Source organism: Psychrobacter sp. NPDC078409 (assembly GCF_050268505.1).
Classification (GTDB): domain Bacteria; phylum Pseudomonadota; class Gammaproteobacteria; order Pseudomonadales; family Moraxellaceae; genus Psychrobacter.
In genome coordinates this window covers 42,388-63,362 of record NZ_JBNNGW010000008.1, presented here as the reverse complement: position 1 = coordinate 63,362, position 20,975 = coordinate 42,388, and the positions used below count along the sequence as shown (strand labels likewise).

The window sequence follows — 20,975 nt, the reverse complement described above, 5'->3', positions numbered from 1 at the left end:
TTACACCATAAGTGTAAATTATTCAGCAGCGTCTGCAGCTTTCTTGCTACGGCCACCAAATGCGCCAAAGCGTTTGTTGAAGCTTGCAACACGACCTTCAGTAGAAGTTTTACGTTGCTCACCAGTATAGAATGGATGCGACGCACTTGAGATATCAAGTGGGTAGTATGGGTATTCTTTACCTTCGTATTCACGAGTCGCTTTAGTCTTAGCAGTTGAGCGAGTCAAAAAGAACACGTCAGCGTTAGTGTCGTGGAATAAAACTTCTTGGTAATTAGGATGGATATCTTTACGCATAATATACTCTCTAGGTCCGATGTATGTACGACGTCTAAATACAGCATCAGCGATGATGTATCAAACAAATAATGACATACGTAACTGAGGCACTAAGGACATTACAAGTATGGCAACTGCGTCACTGGCTTATTCCAGCACCCAACACCACCCTTCTGTTCGCTTAGCCTTTCCCCAGCGGGAAAATTAAACCGCGATTTTAACGGTTTTTGACGTAAGACGCAAGGAGCAGTTGTGATAGAGATATGTGATAAGTTGTCACTGAAAGCTCGAGAGTGTTGAGATAGGCGATTGATTTTAGTACAGTAATAAAGTTAGTTAAATTAATCAATGATATCTACTATTGTAGATAATCTAACCAAATACAACCTTAGCTCTTAATTATACATAGTATGCTTAAAGGGTACAGCTACGCGATACAAACTCCATTTGAACATCGCTACCAGCAACTAATTTACTTCTCAATCACTCGTAACTTAACTGAATTAAATAAGGAATATTTAATGATAAATACTAAAATAAGCACGGCCACCAAAGCACTATTTATTGGCTCAGCATTAGCAGTTACTACCATGGCAAGCGCCGCCCTACCGACTCAATGGCAGCTAGATGACTCCCATACTCGTGTTGGATTTTCTGTCAGTCACTTGGGGTTTTCAACCACCATGGGCCACTTCAATGATGTCAAAGGTATGGTGAATTACGATATTAAAGCTCCCGATAAAACCAGCATGGACTTTACCATTGCGACTGATAGTATCGACACCAATTGGGATGCTCGTGACAAGCATTTAAAGACAGATGAGTTTTTTAATGTTGCAAAGTATCCAAACATGACTTTCAAATCTACTCAGGTCAAATTCATTAATCCGCAGCAGGCTAAAGTAACGGGTGACTTTACTTTACTTGGTCAAACCAAACCACTAACCCTAGATGTCACGTTAAACAAAATCGCTAATAGCCCTCTTACCAAAGAGCCAGTCGTTGGTTTCCGCGCTACTGGTACACTTGATCGCGCCGCTTATGGTATGACCGCTTACGCTGACGGTATCACGACCAATGTCCCTATCCAAATCGATGGCGAGCTAGTAGAAAAGAAATAACTGTAAGCTTATAGCTCTCTAACGGCTTTTGAAAAAAATGAGAAAAGCAGCCTACCCTCACTTATAGAGGCAGGTTGCTTTTTTATTTCCTATAAATTCTTCTACGCTCTAATCATATATATTCATTATTTTACATAAAAGGTTTTTATGTACTTGAAGGCTTCATACTTTGTTGTTATATTCGTATATACGGATTTACGAATATATAACGCAACACTGAGGGAGCAGCAACGTGGATACAGTACAAGTTGATTACATAGCGATAGATGCTGAGTGGGATAAGAAGGTATCAAATCATCATTTTGATATATATCACTTATCTGGTTGGATTGCGGCCTCAGCTGTCATCGACAAGGGCAAACCTCAAGGAATCATCGCTCGCTATAAAGATAAAGAAGTATTGTTACCCATCATAATTAGACAAATTGACTCAGATCACTGGGATGCTACTTCCACTTATGGTTACGGTGGCCCGTTGATGGACAAAACCCTTACTGATGCCGAGTTAGACGTCGTACTAGATGAGATAAGAGCTTTTCTTTGCGAGAGAGGCTGCGTGTCCTTATTTATGCGGTTGCACCCGATTATTAATAAAGAATGGATACCTACAGTTGGCAAAGCACTGACTCACGGGCTGACCTTGATGTCTGATTTGAGTAAGTCTGAAGAAGAGCATTGGAGCGAGACACAAAATCGACATCGCCGCGGTATCAAAAAAGCCATAAAAATGGATGTCGTGACAAAAACAGAATTCTTAACTCGGCAGAATGCGATGGTGTTCTCAGACATTTATAAAGAGACAATGCGACACGTCAAGGCCAGTGATTACTACTTCTTCGATGATGATTATTTCTTTAATTTGCTTGAAAACCTTCAAGAAAAAATACTGTTGATAACTGCCTATCAAGACGATAAAGCAATTGGGTCTTCTATATATACGCTCTGCCAAGAGTCAGGCATTATGCAGTTTCATCTTGGCGGTACGCTGAACGCCTATACGCATCTACAACCTTCTAAACTTATCACTCATGTCGCTCGCAATTGGGGACGAGAGAACCGTTATGAAGTGCTACATCTTGGTGGCGGCGTTGGTTCCAATTTAGATTCTTTATATGAGTATAAAAAAGGCTTTAGCTCGCAAGAGTTACTATTCAAGACTTATAGACTCATTGTTAATGCAGCAAAATATACAGAGTTAGTAGCTGGTATCTGGTTTACAGAAAGTGATCTGCTTTCAGACTTTTTTCCTTTATATAGAAAAGAGCCTAGCAAAGAAGAAGTGTTAGAGACCATTCAGATTGAGCCTTTAGCAAATGTGACATAGTACAAATTACATCTGATACTAGAGAATAACACCAAAAAATAAAAAACAGCCTGCCTCTATAGAGGACGGGCTGCTTTTTTGTCTTAACGTTTTCGAGTCAGTTTATATCTAACACCTGTTATTTACTTGGGATAACGTGCCAAACGCCAAGTTTATCATCACCGTCTTTGTCACCAACTTTTGTATCGTTAGCATAGAAGTATAAAGGCTTACCGTTCATTGCCCACTGATATTTGCCATCTTCACGCTTGAATGCAGCAAACTGACCTGAAGCTTTGGCATCGTTAGGCGCTTTGAAAATTGGCCACACAACTTGGCAAGCTGCACCGCAATCTGACTTGTTCATAGAATCTTTATCAAACGTATATAACGTCATATGGTTGGTAGCATCTACCAGCACCCCATTCTTGCTAGTGACTGGTGCTGTATTATTGCTCGTTGCCTGTACTTCATGCGTACCTGACATATCGTTACCGACCACGTTTTTTAAGGTAGTACAGCCAGTTAGTGTCAATACACCTGTTAGTACCGATAACATCATTATATTTTTCATCATAACTTCCTTGTAATTTTAGTCGTATTTTTTATAGCGATAAGCTTGTTGTCGTTTACTTTATCGACTGTCCCTTTTGTTAATTTTGACATTTGTAATTTTGAACAGTCATCAAAACAGAACCGACACTTCTTGTTAAGCAAAATAAATATAGCATATGCTCTTAATTTATCTCGGCTACCAATATATACACTTACAAAAGTGGTCGAATTTTACAAAACAATAAAACGAGCTTATTTTCGATTTCACAAACTTGCCACTTCTCTCGTTTACTCTATTTTTAAACAGACTCATTCATCTGGAAAACTTCACACATATAGCGACTCGTTGACAAAACTCATGCATCTTCTTACGTATTTCCCATCATATTGTCTGTAGTTCTTCGTAAAATAAACCTATAGATATGAAGAATGGCTAAACAATAGAAAAGATGACTATTGAAGTTCAGATTTGTGTGTTGAACTTAATTACCTTCGCACGCATATCAAGAAATATAGAACATTGAATAAATATACCGAGCACGGCCTAATACAGATGCTATTAAGGATACAACGACGACAATGACTCAGTCTTTTGATAAAAACCACGCTCAATCCTTTAATCGTGACGCTCATTCTGGAGTGTTATCTTATGGGGCAAAAAACATTCAACCTAAAAAGCGTGTTGGCATTTTGGGCGGCGGTACTGCGGGATCGACGATAGCGATTCGACTTGCTGCGTTAGGATTAGAGACCTACTTATTTGAGAAGAAAAAATCACTCATTGATGGACCACCTATGTGTCATTTGCATGCAGGTGGTAATTTGTACCGTGAAATACCGGACGAGGATTGCGTAGCCTTGCTCAAGCAATGTATCGATATTTTGCGTTTGTATCCGCACACTATTGACGTTCGTCCTACGGTGTTTGCCGTACCGACACGTGACGAAGGACTGCCTGAAGACTTACTACCGCGTTTAGATATTTTGACCGATGCTTATCAAAAGCTGATCGAGCAAGATGCTAATAATAAAGTATTGGGCGAGCCTGAAGATTACTACCAGTTATACAGCCATGAGCAATTGATTGAGCTGGCTGAACGTGAGCAAGTCGCTGTACCAAGTACGGTTGATGAATGGATGATTCCAGTCGCTAGATACTTAGATTTGAACAAGGTTAAATTTCCATTAATTGTTGTCCAAGAATATGGTTGGAACATTTTTCGTCTAGCCGCTTCTGCCAAGCTTGCACTGGAAGAGTACGACAATGCGCACGTATTTACTGAAACTGCTGTGCAAAAAGTCGTTCCGGTAGATTGTGAGAATTGTACCAACGCTGACCATCATGTCACCAAATGGCGTATCGACTATCAACAAACCCATAATCAAGAACACGGCTCTCAGCCTGAGTCTATTGAAGTTGATTACCTAGTCAACGCTTGCGGATTCCGTACGGGTGTTATTGACGATATGGTTGGTCTCGAAGTCACGCGTATGGTTGAGTTCAAATCGTCTTATGTGACCCATTGGGACGATGCTGGTGGACAGATACCAGAGATTATCGTTTATGGTCAACGAGGTACGCCAGAAGGTATGGCACAGCTTACGCCCTACCCTGGTGGATATTTTCAGATTCACGGTATGAGTAAAGCCATTACTTTGTTCGATGATGGTCTTGTCGCATCGAGTGAAGACAGTGCGCAGCCCAAACTGCCACAACAATATGTGCACTATATCGAAGATGGTTGGGATAAAGCGCCCCTACAGGCACGTAGTCAGCAAGCGATTGAGTATGTAGCTGAGTTTGTACCAACATTCAACAGCGCACGTACTGTTGGTAACGCGCTATACGGTGGGCAGCAGATTCCTGGACAGGATGATACGCTGCGAGTTGCTGATGTGAGTTTATACTCTAATATACGCTATGCCCGTGCAGAAAACGTCAAAGCATCTTCGACCTTGATTGCCGCTGATCAAATAGTTAATGAGCTGACAGAGCTAGGCTTGATAGAGAACGATACACCTCTAAATCGTCGTCGCTATGCTCATGAGTGGTCGTACCTTGTCCATAACGATAGCCTCACTGTTGATGAGGTTGCACGTGAGCTCGCTGAGCAGCGTGGATTCCCAATCGCTATGGCTCATGTCAATCATAGTATTCGTGAAGTAGCATTGGATGATCTCACGCCTGCTGATGCCTAATAAGCATGTTTCATTGATAGGTTGTTAACACATATAAAAAAGGAGCAGATAACCGAGATTTGGTTATCTGCTCCTTTTTTCGTCGTAGCTTTTAATATTTAAACATTTGCTGTGTATAAATAGCTATATGGCTTAACTATTACTGCCTGCCATCTTTTCTGTATCCACAGCATCATCTATGGTCACTACTGTCTGTAGCATATCGATCGCTTCGCTGATGGTATTACACACCACTAGACGATCTAAATCTTCCTGCTTCATAAAGCCTTGCTCAGTGGTATATTTCAAATGCTCAATCATACGGTCATAAAAACCATTGATGTTCAAAATGATCATTGGTTTTTCGTGCTGGTACAATTGACGCCACGTGGCGATTTCCATAATCTCTTCTAACGTTCCTAGCCCGCCCGGTAGCGTGATAAAGGCATCGGCATACTCTGCCATAACGGTCTTACGCGTGTGCATAGTGTCAGTCAAATGCAAGCGAGTCAGCTGCTCATGAGCGATTTCGTGCTTGAGCATAAAGGTTGGAATCACGCCCACTGCTTGCGCGCCGCCATTGATTACTTCATCCGCAACTGCGCCCATTAGACCGATACTAGCGCCACCATATACTAGCCCCATGCCATTATTTGCCAAAGCACTGCCGAGCTCGCGTGCTGCCTGTTCATACACGCCACCATTGCCCAAGCGTGAACCGCAGTACACAGCCACGAGCGGCATTGATAAGGCAGACTTGTCGACTGCTTTTTCAATATTTGTAATGTCTTTGCTTGTGATTACGTCATAAGTATCATCGTTGATTTTCATTTGCATATAGCTTCCTTAATTACCTGTCAGTTTTTATTGAGTGCTTGTTATTAGTGAAGGCTGCATACCGACACCTATCATTTATATTGTCATGCACATGATTCATAAGACAAACTCAGCCAAGCTATATAAAACTTGGAAGTCATATTTGCGCAACTGTCTTGCCAGCATTTATCTTAACATAAGCAATGCTACCACATAGTCACAACGATTTATCACTACGCAACGACTACACTTTCAAGATGCGCATTTATTGTTCATCATAGTTCAATATTCATTATCTACTAATAAAAATACTAAGGTATACCCATGGATAATCATAACGCCTCTCATACTGCCGAGCTATCAAGCTCTGTAGTTAATAGCAATCTCACTATTAAAAGTAATATGAATGATGCGAGCAATATTGATACTTACTCATTAAGTATCATGACCGATCGCAACCAAGCATTGGCAGCCACTGTCTATCGCCCTAAAGATGCGACAAAAAAAGCGATCATGATGGCACCCGCCACAGGTATTAAGCGCCACTTTTATCATAATTTTGCGACCTACCTAGCAGAAAGCGGCTTTGGGGTGCTGACCTTTGATAATGAAGGAATCGGTGAGTCACTATCGACCGATCTGGCAAAATGTAGCGCTTCCTTGATCAGTTGGGGTCGCCATGACATGCCTGCCGTACTCGATGCCTTACAAGATGAGTTTCCTGATGCCTCTTATCATCTCATCGGTCATAGCGCGGGCGGTCAACTCGTTGGCCTGATGCCCAACTATCAGGCGATTGGCTCAGTGTTCAATGTCGCTTGTTCGTCAGGACGTATCAAAAATATGGGCATGCCATATAAGCTCAAAGCCATGGGATTTATGGATGCGTTTATTCCATTCACTAATTTAACACTGGGCTATACGCCGTCAGACAAAATCGGTATGGGTGAACCACTGCCACGCGGTGTGGCTCGTCAATGGCGTGAATGGTGCAATGGGGCGGGCTATATCAAAACCGCATTTGGCAAAAGCATACACACGCATTTCTACGATGAGCTCAGCATGCCAGCACTATGGCTTGGCTTTAGCGATGATGATATCGCCAACAGTGAAAACATGGACGATATGATAAGGGTATTTACAAAAATGCCCGTAGAAAAGCGATTCTTAGACCCTGAGGATTTTGGTCTAAATCATATCGGTCATATGCGCTATTTTAGTAGTAAGACCAATATCAAAGCGCCGCAGCTATGGCAGATGGCTGTGACATGGTTGCACGACCAACCATAAGCTTATCGTCATGTCGCACCTTACATAGCAGACCCATGATAATTTAGATTACTTTTTTGCGTTTTCTTCATCTTCCATTTGTAAGCGTTTAGTCAGTGCCGAATACAGCGACGGCTGCATATTATGAATATTGCCTATCATCCATTTAACATAGCTGATAGGCACATCTTTGATCGGCTTGCCTTTATGCTTACCAAACGGCATTTTGCTCACAGGAGTCGCTTTGTTGGAGATAGCATGTGCCGCTGCAAAGTCTGTCGGCGCAATCTCTAGACGCTCGCAGCATGCTTGATACAGCAGATAGCACATTCGAGCATCGCCAAGCGCATCATGAGCGGCAATCGTCATTGCACTCGCTTCACCCTTACCCAACAGTTGCTCGATACACTTAGACTGACCGTAAGCACGCCATTCTGGAAAGGCTGCCCGCGCAAGTCTCACCGTACAAATCAGCTTAGCAGAAGGACTGCCAATCACTCGCCAATCAAAACGTACGTTATGACCAATCAAGTACTCCGGTAATTCAAACTGCTCCAATTCAAAGCGCTCAAGTCCAGCCACATCATCATCGGTAATACCATACCCCTTTATGACAATAGGTGAAATAGATCGACCACTATTAAAGTATTTCATCCACTCAAAACCAGTTGCTACATTGATAGTTGCAACTTGGATAGGTCTGGGATCACTACCCTGATCTGTTTCGGTATCGATAACCAGCGCTGTTTCGCGCGTGACAGAAATATCAGCAGGATTAAAAGCATCATTCATAAAATATTAACCATCAGTAGCAACTGTCTATGCTCAGTAGAAATGTTAAGTAGATAAAACTATATTTACTGTTTATATCCTTAACCATAAGAATAACTATGGGGGTAAAAACGATAGATAACAATGCGATACATACGTTGTTAGACGAAGCTTTTATAATAAAATCTCAAATGACATCAAATATATATGAGACATCAATGCTAGCAGATGGAAATAACCAACCTCCCAGACCTTCTTTTTTCAGTCGTTTAATAAGCCTATTGATTAAGGCTACTGTATTGCTAGCACTATTATTTGTCTTCGATAAGCTACTACCTAGTGTCAGTCAGCAAACGCAGTCATTTGTGGTTGCCAAATGGCAGCAATTGAGTTTATTGCAACAAGAATTGCCGACCGAAAACAGCTTACCCAGTCCACTACCAGAACGGAACCTGACAGACACTTGGGGCGCAGCACGTAGTCAAGGCCGCTCCCACGAAGGTATCGATATCTTTGCGCCGCGTAATACTCCCGTGCAGTCGACTACGCAAGGCGTAGTAAGCAAAGTTGGTGAAAACACATTGGGTGGGCGCGTAGTCGTGGTAGTAGGGCCGGGCGGCGCAGGACATTACTACGCTCATCTAGAAGACTATGCTGACATCTCCCCCAATGATTGGGTCAATCAGGGCGATGTGATAGGTTATGTAGGTGATAGCGGTAATGCAAAAGGAACGCCTACGCATGTACATTACGGTATCTATATTAATGGCAGTGCGGTCAATCCTTATCCACTTTTGCAAAAGGATTAACGAATATAGAAAAGTATGTCGTTAACCTGATTTAAAGTCGTGCTAGGTTTAGATTAATCAAAAAACGGAAGCCGAAAAACTGTCGTTAATACAGCCCCTAAATCATATTAATTGGCTGTGACGGATCTGACGTAATTTGAGGGGAATACCACACTAAATGTCGACCCTTCCCCTTCCACTGAATCGATTTGCAGTTGCGCTTCGTGCTGGTGCAATACGTGTTTTACAATCGCTAATCCCAACCCCGTACCACCTGTCGCACGACTGCGACCTTTGTCGATACGATAGAAACGCTCTGTCAAACGGGCGATATGCTCTGACGCAATACCGATCCCATCATCTTCGACCGCGAAACGGCAACCATCAGACGTCCTTGTCCAGCTGATAGTGATATTGCCGCCCTTTGGCGTATATTTGATTGCATTGATTACTAGATTGGATAGCGCACTATTCAAGTACATCTCTGACCCGTACAGCCCATCATAGGTATCTATATGCAAATGAATAATATGTTTGTACGCTTGGTTGTAGGCCTGTGCATCGTCGTAGATATTGGTCAGTAACTTAGTCATATCTATGTAATGTAGCTCGTGTGACTCTTCGATTTCAATCTTAGACAATAGCAGTAAGTCGTTCACGATTCTGTTCATACGGGCAGTTTGCTGGGTCATCAGCTCAAAACCGCGACGCCATTGCGGCGGCATATCTGGCTGATCGGAGAAATTCTCCAGATAGCCCATCATTACCGTCAATGGTGTTCTAAGCTCATGCGAGACATTCGCCACAAAATCCTGACGCATTTGCTCTAAGTGCCGCAGGCGGGTCACATCATATACAAACAGCAGTTTTTCATCACCGAAAGGGGTCAGTTCGCACTTTAAGTAGCGACTAGGATCTCGCCATGATTCTATATGGACACCATCGTTAGGTATCGTTGTACCTTCATAGTACTGGCGGAACTCAGGTACAGTGATAAAGTCAAAAATGTTCTGACCTTTATCTTCTGGCTGTAGCAGCAATAAGTCTTGCGCCGCCTGATTCCACCATTCTAGACCATCATTGTTGTTGAGCAAAATCACTGCATCGCGCAGGGCTCGTAGTGCACTGCCGATTTTTTTGAGTTGCTCTGCTGTACTTTGAGTAGATATTTGCTCTAGTAGAGCTGATTGCTTACTTTTTGCTGGCGCTATCTTGTCCATTTTTTATCCTTACCACTATCCGCGGCCTTTATATCGCTGCGGCATTATTTGTACAAGATTAACTTGGCTCAATCAGGCTAGAAAATCGGTAGCCTGTTCCACGTACCGTCTGTATCAATGTATCACAGTCATAAGGTCGCAGTAATTTACGTAGACGTTTGATATGCACATCGATGGTTCGATCTTCGATATATACATTGCCGCCCCATACTTGATCGAGCAGCTGCGTTCGTGTATAGGCGCGCTCAGGGTGACTCATAAAAAATGCCAATAGGCGATACTCTGTGGGCCCAACATCAACGATTTTACCTGCAGCTGTCACGCGCTGACTCTTAGTATCTAAACTTAACTGCCCAATTTCGATAGGTTTGTCGCTACTCATCGCGCTACTGCGGCGTAGTACGGCTTTGATTCTAGAAATCAGCTCACGCGTCGAAAAAGGCTTAGTCATATAATCATCTGCACCTGCATCTAAACCATGAACTTTACTGTCTTCTTCACTTTTTGCCGTTAGCATAATGACTGGTATTTCAGAGAGTAGCTCATCGTTTTTTAGCATACGACAGAAATCCACACCGCTCTTGTCACCAGGCAACATCCAATCTAACAGTATCAGTGACGGCCTATGATCGACCACCTGCTGATGCGCCTCTGATACGTCAGCCGCTTGCAAGCTATCAAACCCAGCCATCTCTAGCGTCATGACAACCATTTCACGAATCGCAGGCTCATCTTCAACAATCAAAATTTGCTCATTATACATAGGACATTCTCGGTGTTAGAGGACAAAATCTAGCATGTAAAAAGGCGATATATACTCACCAGTCTCTACCTATTAAACGGATTAATTATGACAGCTTGATGACACTCTAAAATCAGATTTCTAGTAAAAAATTGAGCGGCCCATCATTGACGCTCGACACTTGCATATCCGCACCAAACTGACCAGTTGCCACATTTGGATGCTTAGTTTTGGCATAATCGACCAGTTGTTCAAATAATGCTTGCGCCGCAGCAGGTGCCATCGCACCACCAAAGTCTGGTCGGCGTCCTTTGTCTGTTTTTGCCATCAAGGTAAATTGTGAAACTAATAATAGCCCACCAGCAACCTGCTGAACGTTTTTATCCAGTTTACCAAATTTGGCCGGATCATCGTCATTTTCAAAAATGCGATAGGTCAGTATTTTGTCAATCATACGCTGGGCAGCGGCAAAATCGTCTTCGTGCCCTAAGCCAACATATGCCAATACCCCATGCTCAATCTCGCCGATACACTGCTGATCGACGACCACACTAGCGTGCTTCACCCGTTGTATGAGTGCTTTCATTTACTAATTCCTTAACAGATTATGGCCATACAATAATATGCTGTCCATGATAAAATACCGTCATTAACTTAGCTATTATTAAGGCGCGTTTGATATTCACAAATAGGTACTGTGGATCGCTAAAACTGTTCCAGACAAGGCGTAAAACGACGATAATGCTCATGCCTTATCTAGATTTACAACGTAGTATGGCGCAATTTTAGCCACTGTCAGTGCCATGGTCGAATCTCCAACACGCCCTTATTACATTACACCTTATTTTGGTAGCCTTATTATGAATGTATTTACCACCTTACAACAGCTTGTGCCGCAGCAAAAGCTCAGTAAAGTCGCTGGACGTTTGGCCGCCAGTCGCCATCCCTATGTCAAACGTACCTTTATCCGTAGCTTTGCCAAAGCTTATAATATCAGCTTAGACGAGTACGAGCGCCAAAGCCTCAACGCTTATGAGAGTTTTAATGACTTTTTTACCCGCGAGTTAAAAGAAGACGCTCGTACTATCGACGCCACGGCAAACGGTATCGTGAGCCCTGCAGACGGTATTATCTCTCAGCTAGGACAAATCGAAGATCATAAACTTCTACAAGCCAAAGGTCGTCACTATGATGTCGGCCAACTGCTTGCTGATAGTGAAGATGGCAGTTATTTCACTGATGGTAGTTTTGCAACTATCTACTTAGCGCCTAGTAATTATCACCGTGTGCATATGCCGTTTACTGGCACATTGACCAAGACTCGCTATGTACCTGGCACCCTGTTTTCGGTCAACAATACTACGGCGGCTAACGTGCCAGACTTATTTGCACGTAATGAGCGTCTGGTCTGTATGTTTGATACCAAGTATGGCAAAGCAGCTGTCGTAATGGTTGGTGCTATGATCGTCGCTGGTATTGAAACTGTCGCCACTGGCAAAATTACTCGCACGGATGATATACAGGAAGCGGATCACGATATGCAGTTTGCGGCAGGCGAAGAGCTTGGACGCTTCTATCTAGGCTCAACGGCTATCGTGGTATTACCAAAAGCAGCAAAGGCTGACTGGCTAGATAGTATGCAAGCCAATAGCGTTGTGCAAATGGGTCAATTGCTAGGAATGGCAAACGCGCAATAACACGCCTGTATAAAAACACTTAAAGTATCAGCCCAGTTAAGCGTAAATCATCATGCTTAATTAGGCTTTTTTTATGCCTGCTATTTATACAGATTTACGCATCAATTAACCAGCCTTGCTGAGTTGCGTATTCAATATTATGTGAGAGCCAATCATGAATAGGAGGAAAGCTGTCTTTGATAAATGCATGCGCACCCGCCACCTGCGAGCGCGTAACACCAAGCTCAATCCATGTCTTACCATTGGTATTTAGATTGAGTAAAAACGGCAATAAGCGATCAACGACTCTGAGCAACTGACTCTCTTTGCTACTTCCTGTTTCCTGCGCTTCCCAAACCTCGCTTAAATCACTAATGCCATTGCCTCGCTCACGTTGCAATCTGACAATGCCTGCACGCTCTTCGACGTGTGCATCAGTACGCGTATCGGCATATAAAAAAGTATCGCCAGCATCAATCTCACCCAAATCATGTACCAGTGCCATCTTCAGCAATTTTTCGTGATTGACGTCTAGCGCAAATAATTCAGCAATCGACCAACAGGCCATCGCTAGGTGCCAAGAATGTTCGGCAGAGTTTTCTTTGCGAGTAGTCTGTGTCACATAGCTACGGCGATTCACGCGTTTGAGCGCATCTAACTCCAATAAGAAATGAGTGACATCGTCAATGTCGATATGTGAAGTAGATTCGGAATGAGTGACTGATATAGAGCTGGCTTGCGACATTGATTTTCTCTGGCTTTCTCTAGTTATTGGTTTAATGCTTATAAGTTCTGGCAATTTTAAGTTTCATTGCTCAAGATATTATAGTTAGTTTGATATCAAACAATGGTTAAAAGACTATTACCGTTATCAAAAAAATAGCGCTTATTTTACCAAGCGCTATCTATTATAAATCAGAAGATAAATGGTTAAATTGAAACTCTATTTATCCAAGTTCTTAAGCAACTAAAGCTTAAACCACCTACTTAATCAAATTAATAATGGTTTTGAACGCAGGATCTTCACTGCTACGGCACAGCTCAAACAAGATTGATTCGACAGTACTAATTACACCGCCCGCACGGCGAATACGGCGAATTGCTTGCTTTTTATCATAAGGAAAACGAGAACCAACCGCATCCCCAATAATGACAGGCTGCATACCATTGTCCAATAAATCTAGTGCCGTCTGCATAATACAGACATGAGCCTCAGCACCAAAAAGCAACACGGTACTACGGTTCTGCTGAGCCAAATGATGCCATGAATCATTATTATCGCAGGCACTAAAGGTGACCTTTTCAAAGCTCTTAGCATTGTCTCCTTCGAGTACGTCGCGTAGCTCTGGCAAGGTATCGCCCAAGCCTTTTTTATATTGTTCATTAAGCATGATTGGAATATTGAGCGCTTGCAGCCCTTTAATCAAGGTAACGGTTTTTTTTACGATATTTTCGTGATCATAGATATGCGGCGTTAAGCGCTCTTGCACATCGACAATCATTGCTTGGGTATTCTCACGAGCGATTCGATAGGTGCGATCATTAATCATAGTAGACATAGTACACTCCTTGTACGGCTGACAGTTGCAACTAAAAACTATTTTAGAATTATCATAAACAGTGCCATGGTTCATCTTTCTCTTATTTAGTCATAGTTTCATGAATGCGTCAATGGAGATAATTTTTAATCGCCGTAATACTGTGTTTTTCGACTCTGTGATCTATTAATTGGCTAACTATTAATTTTACCCATAAAAAAACCTCTAGCCGTTATGACTAGAGGTTTTTCGTTAGCGAGTAGCTACTTATTGAATGTTCAAATAATCTTGTTTATATAAATAAGACTAAACACGCTCAATAATAGTAGCGATACCTTGGCCAAGACCAATACACATGGTCGCTAGGCCGATTTCAGTATCTGACTGCTCCATTGCGTTTAGCAATGTCACTGTGATACGAGCGCCAGAACACCCTAGTGGATGACCTAGAGCAATGGCACCACCGTTGATGTTAACGATGTCTTGCTTGTCAGATAGGTTCAGACCTTTTAACACTGATAGACCTTGAGCAGCAAATGCTTCGTTTAGCTCGATGGTTTGCATGTCATCGATGCTCATGCCAGCACGCTTCAATGCTTTTTGGGTAGCAGGTACAGGACCATAACCCATGATAGCAGCATCACAACCAGCCACAGCCATACTACGAATACGAGCACGTGGCTTTAGACCTAGGTCTTTGGCTTTTTGTGCGCTCATTACTAGCATCGCTGACGCACCGTCAGATAATGCAGATGAGGTTGCTGCTGTTACTGTACCGCCTTTTGGATCAAACGCTGGACGTAGCTTTTGCATTTGCTCCATCGTTGCATCTGGACGAATCACTTCATCAACCGTACATAGTTGCAGACGACCAGCAGCATCATGACCTTCGATACCAATGATTTCATTGTCAAAACGACCTTCAGTGGTTGCAGCCCATGCGCGGCGATGTGACTCAAGACCAAACGCGTCTTGTTCTTCGCGCGTGATGTTGTTCATACGACCTAGCATTTCAGCAGTCAAGCCCATCATGTTTGACGCTTTTGCATAATACTTAGAAGCAGCAGGGTTCAAATCAACACCATGCATCATGCCTACGTGACCCATGTGCTCAACACCACCGATGATGAATACATCACCTTGGTTGGTCATGATTTGTGCAGCAGCAGTATGTAGCGCCTGCATAGAAGAGCCACATAGACGGTTAACCGTTTGGCCACCAGCAGTCTTTGGGATACCAGCTAGCAAACCGATGTTACGACCGATGTTCAAGCCTTGCTCTAGCGTCTGGTTGACACAACCCCAGATAATATCTTCGATATCATTGGTATCAAAGTCATTACGTTCTACTAGCGCACGTACTAGTTCCGCTGACATGCTATCAGCACGTACATGACGGAACATACCGTTTTTGGTTTTGCCCATTGCCGAGCGTACGCCATCTACGATGACCACATCTTTTGGACTTAAAGTTGTCATACCATATTCCTTTTCAATTTTTATTGTCAGTGTAGTCAGCTCAACTTACGACTATTACCTTGTCAATCCCGCTCAAAGTACAATAGGTACATTTACGCTTGATTTACTCGTACTAGCCTTAAACCGAACCAACTATAATCGTACGTTCGCTATTGGAGACGATTCATGTCTCAATTGCTTTTATGCAAAATAGCAAACGTACTGCACTTCATCCTAGTAATGACTGACTATTACGCTGTTGCGTAAAAAGTCTCGCCTGCGGCTGCCATGTCGCGAATCTTTTGTGGCGCTTCATAAGCTTTGCCAAGATGTGCGTATTTTTCACATAGTGCCAAGTAGTTATCTAGACCCATTTGGTCGACATAACGGCAAGGGCCACCACGGAATGGAGGGAAACCTACGCCCATAATCATCGCCATGTCGGCCTCGCTTGGTGTGCTTACGATGTTGTCTTCTAGGCAGCGAACCGTTTCGTTGCAGAAGGCAATCATAGTGCGATCGATGATTGCTTGATCGTCGAAGGTTTGCTTTTCGCTATCGGTCGTGGCTTTTAGCAACTCGTAAGTGGCTTCGTCAGCAACTTTCTTTGGCTTGCCGCGCTTGTCCATTTCGTACTTATAGAAACCGATACCGTTTTTCTGACCCAGACGCTCATTGTCATATAGATGCTGGATAGCACCTTTATAATCAGGCTTCATGCGATCAGGGAAACCATCAGCCATCACTGCTGCACCATGTACACCTGTATCTAGACCGACCACGTCGATTAGGTATGCAGGGCCCATTGGCCAGCCGAATTTTTCCATAACTTTATCGACATGAGCAAAGTCAGCACCTTGCTTAAGTAGCAAGTCAAACGCGCCAAAGTATGGGAACAATACACGGTTTACCAAGAAACCTGGGCAGTCGTTAACGACTACTGGCACTTTACCCATTTTAGAAGCAAGTGCAACAGTAGTCGCGATGGCTTCTTCAGATGATTTCTCACCGCGGATAACTTCTACCAATGGCATACGATGTACTGGGTTAAAGAAATGCATACCAACGAAGTTTTCTGGACGCTCAAGCGCTTCTGCTAGGAACGTAATAGAGATAGTCGAGGTGTTTGACGCTAGGATACAGTCGTCTTTTACCAAGCCTTCTACTTCTTTTAGTACCGCCCGCTTCACGTTTGGATTTTCTACAACAGCTTCGATAACGATATCAGTCTCAGCAAAATCACCATAGTTCAAAGTAGGACGGATACGGCTTAACGTTTCACCCATTTTTGCTGGAGTCATTTTGCCGCGTTCTACCATTTTGCCAAGCAGTTTGCTCGCTTCACCCATACCAAGGTCTAATTGCTCAGACTTGATATCTTTCATGATGATTGGCAAGCCTTTGCTGGCTGCTTGATAAGCAATACCGCCACCCATGATACCAGCGCCTAGTACCGCGGCTTCACTGATGTCATGTGCTTGCTTGCTGTGTTTTTTGGCCAGTTTTTTGACTAGCTGATCGTTTAAGAACAAACCAACCAAGCTCTCTGCTTGTGGGGTTTTAGCGGCTTTTGCAAAACCAGCCGCTTCTACTTCGATTGCTTTGTCACGTGATAAATTAACGTGCTTTTCAATCGTTTCGATAGCGATTGCTGGTGCTGGGTATTGCTTAGGATTGGCTTTAGCGAAAATAGCACCTTTGGCACTGTTGAACGCCATTGCTTGCTCAAGCTGGTTTAGCTTAACTGGAGCCAGTTTTTCTTCACGTTTTGCTTTCCAATCAAGCTCACCTGAGATACATTTTTTGACTAGGTCAATTGCTGCATCTTGTAAGTCGTCAGCAGGTACAGTCGCATCAACCAAGCCTAGCTTCAATGCTGCCAATGCTTTCTTTGGGCTACCAGTCGCGATCAGCTCAAGCGCGTTATCGATACCGATGATACGCGTACTACGAACCGTACCGCCGAAACCTGGGAAGATACCTAGCTGAGTTTCTGGCAAACCGATGATGGCTTTGTCACTCATGACACGGTATTCACAAACCAAAGTCATTTCACAACCGCCGCCCATCGCCGCGCCATTGATAGCCGCAACTTTAGGGAATGGTAGGTCTTCAAAACGATTGAAAGCGTCATTAACATGAACGACCCAATCTTTGATCTCGCTTTCTGATTTTTTGAAAGAACCGACGAACTCTGTGATATCAGCACCAGCGATAAACACGCCTTTGGCTGAAGTAACGATAAGACCTTTTACATTGTCGGCTTTTTCTAACGCACTAACTGCTTCACCAAACTGTTTGTTGGTTTCGGCATCAAATTTGTTCACGCTCTCATTTTCGGCGTTGTACTGCATGTTGGCGATGCCATCCTCTAGCATTGTCACCGTGATGCGATTTCCTTGGTATACCATTTGAAACTCCTTTCTATATAACGAAAGCTACGTTTTGAATTAAAATAAATAGCCAGTTACTGTTAGTAAAATGGGTAATAGCACTGTGCGCTTGTCATGTTATAAAGACAAACATATAACCAGCTCACAAGTGAAGATGTCTTTATTATCCAGCGCTCATCATGATGCACGTATTTTGCGTCTCTTGCATGACATCATATGACGCTTCATTTATATACTGCTGTTGCAGGTACTGATGTTCAAAATATTGACTGAGACCTGGTCCAACACTCGGTATCGACGATTGAACATCCTGAGAAAAAACCCAGTAGGGTCACCATCAGACCATTTTCACGTCAATTAGTGTAGGGGATTATGCCCCTAACTGTCACAAGCTAATACCATACTCGCAAGTCACTCTTAAATCACTTGCAGGCATTTACCTTACGCTAAAAGTGTTTTAGTGAATAAATGTATACTGAATTGTTAATTTAGATTTATTTTGTGTTGTTGACTTCATGCATGTCATCTTTGGAATGACAGTTCGTTAGCGCTACTTAATAAATGCCAATTGATCGATGCTACTTATTCAGTACCACTTTTCTACTGTAATAAAATTAACGTGCCAGCCTAGCTTGCTCTTTTATCAGAACATATTCAACCAGAGAGTGACATCATCCATCGGTAACGAAATCTTGTCGTTATATTGCAGCTAAGATTGCTCTGTTTTTAAATAGACTTCGGTAGAAAAATGCAAAAAACAATCAATTGATACCGTGTGTCACATAAGCGATATGACCTATCATGCTACACTAATAGCGTTTTTTCCTTATCCCTAATAAGTTTTACTGTATCCCTGATAAATGGTTGGATTATGACTGTTTCCCTTACTTCTAGCACTACCTCTACTGGCTTTATCCCTTCTAACGTTGTCTCTTTTCAAAGCACTGAGCAGTTTCATGGCGCTGTACGTGCGCAATTGGCGCAAGACATCGAGGTCTTGTTTGCTTATGCCAAGCTCCCTAGCCCGCTAGTAGATGCTTGCCGCTATGTGATGACTGGACAAGGCAAACTGGTACGCCCACTGATGGTTGCCAGCGCTTTTGCCAGTATTAATAGCAGTAATAATGAACGTACAGATGAACATAATGATGATATCGACACTCTAGATGCTGATTTAGACACACTACTAGAAAACGACTCAGACTACGATATGTCGCGCCGTGCTGCATTGGCGGTAGAGCTGCTGCATACCTACTCATTGGTGCATGATGATTTGCCGTGTATGGACGATGATGAGCTGCGTCGTGGCCAGCCGACTGCGCATATTGCCTTTGATGAAGCGACGGCTCTGCTGGCAGGCGATGTATTGCAGACGCTAGCCTTTGAAGTACTAACTGCAGAGATACCAACCTTCGCGCCATTTGATGCAAATATCGCAAGTCAGCTTATGGCAATATTTGCGCCGCGCGCCAGACGCATGGTGTCAGGTCAAATGCTAGACCTCAATGCCGAAGCCAGTGCTAATATCGCGCAGGATGATTTGGAAGCCATCCACCGTGATAAGACAGGGGCGTTGATAGAAGCGGCGATGCTCATGGGCGGCGTCTGTGCTGGTGCAACGGCTCCACAGCGCATGGCATTGCAAGAGTGCGCGCAACATATCGGTCTCGCCTTTCAAGTCCAAGACGATGTGCTAGACGTCACGATGACGACTGATACACTTGGTAAGCCTGCAGGTAGCGATGAAAAACTAGACAAATCTACCTATGTAAAACTGATGGGTGTCGATGACGCGACCAGCTATGTGCAATCACTATTTAATGACGGACGTGCAGCCATTTCTCATGAACTACATGGTCGTGAGCTTAGCGACAATGAAGATACCATTGGTACAGACAATGATGCACTACTGGCACTGATTGAATGGCTCTGGTCGCGTAAAAAGTAGCTTGTCGAATAGCAGTCGAAAGCAGATATCGTAGTAAACTTTATTACCCAAAACGGCAGTGAGTGGTCAACATGGACAGTTCCCCTACCCCGCGTATTTACCTTGGCACTGGTGGCTATAGCGATACCGATTTGCTCGGTACGCTGTATCCCACCGGCACCAAAAAAACCGATTTCTTACGTGAATACGCCAAACAATACGGCGCAGTAGAAATCAATAGTACCTTTTATGCGCCCATCGGACAAAAAGCCTTTGCTGGGATGGTCGATAAAGCTTATGTACAAGCAGACAGTCAGTTGAAGTTCGCCGTCAAACTGCACCAAGACTTTACTCACGCTCGCAAAGGCACTGCCGAACACGCACAAGCATTTCTAAACGCTTTATCTCCACTTATCGAAGCAAATGCTTTAGCGCCTTTATTACTTCAGTTCCCACATGGCTTTGATCGTACTCGTGAGCATCGTTTATATCTGGCCAATCTCGTCAGTTGGTTTCAAGACTATCCACTCGCCATTGAGTTTCGCCATAACGGCTGGCACACACCGCAAGTGGTCGATAGTTTCCAGCAGCAAGGACTCATTTGGTGTAGTGTTGATTACCCCAAGGTTAGCGGATTACCGCCGTCACGATTGATATTTACTGAGCGCACTGGCTATCTGCGGATGCACGGCAATAATACGGGCTGGTGGGATGCGATGAGTGCGGCTGATCGCCATGATTATCGCTATAGCGAAGCTGAGATGCAGGACTGGGCACAAGCGATTGCCAACCAGCGTCAACATTTTGATACGCTCTATATTTTCTTTCAGAACACCGTCAATGCACATGCTTATTATAATATTGCGCTTCTGCGAGAAGCGTTGGGTAAGTTTGGGTTTGAGGTTTTGTAGACTACATTTATTAAAACACAACTTATCATT

The 20,975-nt window shown here is 43.4% G+C and carries 19 protein-coding genes; 8 read left to right on the top strand and 11 right to left on the bottom strand.

Features of this window, described 5'->3' with window-relative positions; all coding sequences use genetic code 11:
* Positions 1-18: 18 nt before the first annotated feature.
* Positions 19-297: a type B 50S ribosomal protein L31 gene (locus ACQKC9_RS13270; RefSeq protein ID WP_057761772.1), complete on the bottom strand. Its 279-nt coding sequence runs from the start codon at positions 295-297 to the stop codon at positions 19-21.
* 503 nt (positions 298-800) lie between these two features.
* Here ACQKC9_RS13270 and ACQKC9_RS13265 point away from each other — a divergent pair.
* Together ACQKC9_RS13265 and ACQKC9_RS13260 are read left to right on the top strand one after the other, a co-directional pair.
* Positions 801-1,400, top strand: a complete 600-nt coding sequence (locus ACQKC9_RS13265) for a YceI family protein (protein ID WP_427622252.1) — start codon at positions 801-803, stop codon at positions 1,398-1,400.
* Between the two features lie 232 nt (positions 1,401-1,632).
* Positions 1,633-2,724: a GNAT family N-acetyltransferase gene (locus ACQKC9_RS13260; RefSeq protein ID WP_427622251.1), complete on the top strand. Its 1,092-nt coding sequence runs from the start codon at positions 1,633-1,635 to the stop codon at positions 2,722-2,724.
* 118 nt (positions 2,725-2,842) lie between these two features.
* Here ACQKC9_RS13260 and ACQKC9_RS13255 read toward each other — a convergent pair whose 3' ends face one another.
* Complete coding sequence (locus ACQKC9_RS13255; protein ID WP_427622250.1) at positions 2,843-3,280, bottom strand: COG4315 family predicted lipoprotein; 438 nt, start codon at positions 3,278-3,280, stop codon at positions 2,843-2,845.
* A gap of 557 nt (positions 3,281-3,837) precedes the next feature.
* On the opposite strand from ACQKC9_RS13255, the gene ACQKC9_RS13250 reads away from it, so the two are divergent.
* The gene (locus tag ACQKC9_RS13250) at positions 3,838-5,457 is read left to right on the top strand and encodes an FAD-dependent oxidoreductase (RefSeq protein WP_427622249.1); all 1,620 of its coding nucleotides are present in this window, start codon (positions 3,838-3,840) and stop codon (positions 5,455-5,457) included.
* A gap of 132 nt (positions 5,458-5,589) precedes the next feature.
* Here ACQKC9_RS13250 and ACQKC9_RS13245 read toward each other — a convergent pair whose 3' ends face one another.
* Positions 5,590-6,273 carry a TIGR00730 family Rossman fold protein gene (locus ACQKC9_RS13245; RefSeq protein ID WP_427622248.1) on the bottom strand — a complete coding sequence of 228 codons (684 nt, stop codon included), beginning with the start codon at positions 6,271-6,273 and terminating at the stop codon, positions 5,590-5,592.
* Between the two features lie 303 nt (positions 6,274-6,576).
* On the opposite strand from ACQKC9_RS13245, the gene ACQKC9_RS13240 reads away from it, so the two are divergent.
* Positions 6,577-7,542 carry an alpha/beta hydrolase family protein gene (locus tag ACQKC9_RS13240; RefSeq protein WP_427622247.1) on the top strand — a complete coding sequence of 322 codons (966 nt, stop codon included), beginning with the start codon at positions 6,577-6,579 and terminating at the stop codon, positions 7,540-7,542.
* A gap of 48 nt (positions 7,543-7,590) precedes the next feature.
* Here the strand turns inward: ACQKC9_RS13240 and ACQKC9_RS13235 are convergent, their stop codons facing one another.
* The gene (locus ACQKC9_RS13235) at positions 7,591-8,313 is read right to left on the bottom strand and encodes a putative quorum-sensing-regulated virulence factor (protein WP_427622246.1); all 723 of its coding nucleotides are present in this window, start codon (positions 8,311-8,313) and stop codon (positions 7,591-7,593) included.
* A 197-nt stretch (positions 8,314-8,510) separates the two neighbouring features.
* Between ACQKC9_RS13235 and ACQKC9_RS13230 the strand changes: the two genes are divergently transcribed.
* A complete protein-coding gene (locus tag ACQKC9_RS13230) occupies positions 8,511-9,101 on the top strand; it encodes a M23 family metallopeptidase (protein ID WP_427622245.1) in 591 nt (196 codons plus the stop codon).
* Positions 9,102-9,208: 107 nt separating this feature from the next.
* Here the strand turns inward: ACQKC9_RS13230 and phoR are convergent, their stop codons facing one another.
* The 3 genes from phoR to dtd form a co-directional block, all read right to left on the bottom strand.
* The gene (phoR, locus tag ACQKC9_RS13225; protein ID WP_427622244.1) at positions 9,209-10,300 is read right to left on the bottom strand and encodes a phosphate regulon sensor histidine kinase PhoR; all 1,092 of its coding nucleotides are present in this window, start codon (positions 10,298-10,300) and stop codon (positions 9,209-9,211) included.
* Between the two features lie 58 nt (positions 10,301-10,358).
* Positions 10,359-11,063: a phosphate regulon transcriptional regulator PhoB gene (gene phoB, locus ACQKC9_RS13220; RefSeq protein WP_057761786.1), complete on the bottom strand. Its 705-nt coding sequence runs from the start codon at positions 11,061-11,063 to the stop codon at positions 10,359-10,361.
* A gap of 112 nt (positions 11,064-11,175) precedes the next feature.
* On the bottom strand, positions 11,176-11,628 hold the full coding sequence (gene dtd, locus ACQKC9_RS13215) for a D-aminoacyl-tRNA deacylase (protein ID WP_057761788.1): 453 nt from the start codon (positions 11,626-11,628) through the stop codon (positions 11,176-11,178).
* Between the two features lie 274 nt (positions 11,629-11,902).
* Between dtd and asd the strand changes: the two genes are divergently transcribed.
* Positions 11,903-12,739 carry an archaetidylserine decarboxylase gene (gene asd, locus ACQKC9_RS13210; RefSeq protein WP_427622242.1) on the top strand — a complete coding sequence of 279 codons (837 nt, stop codon included), beginning with the start codon at positions 11,903-11,905 and terminating at the stop codon, positions 12,737-12,739.
* A 94-nt stretch (positions 12,740-12,833) separates the two neighbouring features.
* On the opposite strand, the gene ACQKC9_RS13205 is transcribed toward asd, so the two are convergent.
* The 4 genes from ACQKC9_RS13205 to fadB form a co-directional block, all read right to left on the bottom strand.
* Complete coding sequence (locus tag ACQKC9_RS13205; RefSeq protein ID WP_427622241.1) at positions 12,834-13,463, bottom strand: HD domain-containing protein; 630 nt, start codon at positions 13,461-13,463, stop codon at positions 12,834-12,836.
* A gap of 238 nt (positions 13,464-13,701) precedes the next feature.
* Positions 13,702-14,277, bottom strand: coding sequence for an isochorismatase family protein (locus ACQKC9_RS13200; RefSeq protein ID WP_101205330.1), 576 nt, complete (start codon positions 14,275-14,277; stop codon positions 13,702-13,704).
* A 285-nt stretch (positions 14,278-14,562) separates the two neighbouring features.
* Positions 14,563-15,735, bottom strand: a complete 1,173-nt coding sequence (gene fadA / locus ACQKC9_RS13195; RefSeq protein ID WP_427622240.1) for an acetyl-CoA C-acyltransferase FadA — start codon at positions 15,733-15,735, stop codon at positions 14,563-14,565.
* A 230-nt stretch (positions 15,736-15,965) separates the two neighbouring features.
* A complete protein-coding gene (gene fadB, locus ACQKC9_RS13190; RefSeq protein WP_101205329.1) occupies positions 15,966-18,125 on the bottom strand; it encodes a fatty acid oxidation complex subunit alpha FadB in 2,160 nt (719 codons plus the stop codon).
* Positions 18,126-18,978: 853 nt separating this feature from the next.
* Here fadB and ACQKC9_RS13185 point away from each other — a divergent pair.
* A complete protein-coding gene (locus ACQKC9_RS13185; RefSeq protein ID WP_427622238.1) occupies positions 18,979-20,055 on the top strand; it encodes a polyprenyl synthetase family protein in 1,077 nt (358 codons plus the stop codon).
* A 71-nt stretch (positions 20,056-20,126) separates the two neighbouring features.
* Positions 20,127-20,945 (top strand): DUF72 domain-containing protein, encoded by an 819-nt coding sequence (locus tag ACQKC9_RS13180; protein ID WP_427622237.1) that lies wholly within the window; start codon positions 20,127-20,129, stop codon positions 20,943-20,945.
* The last annotated feature ends 30 nt before the right edge of the window (positions 20,946-20,975 follow it).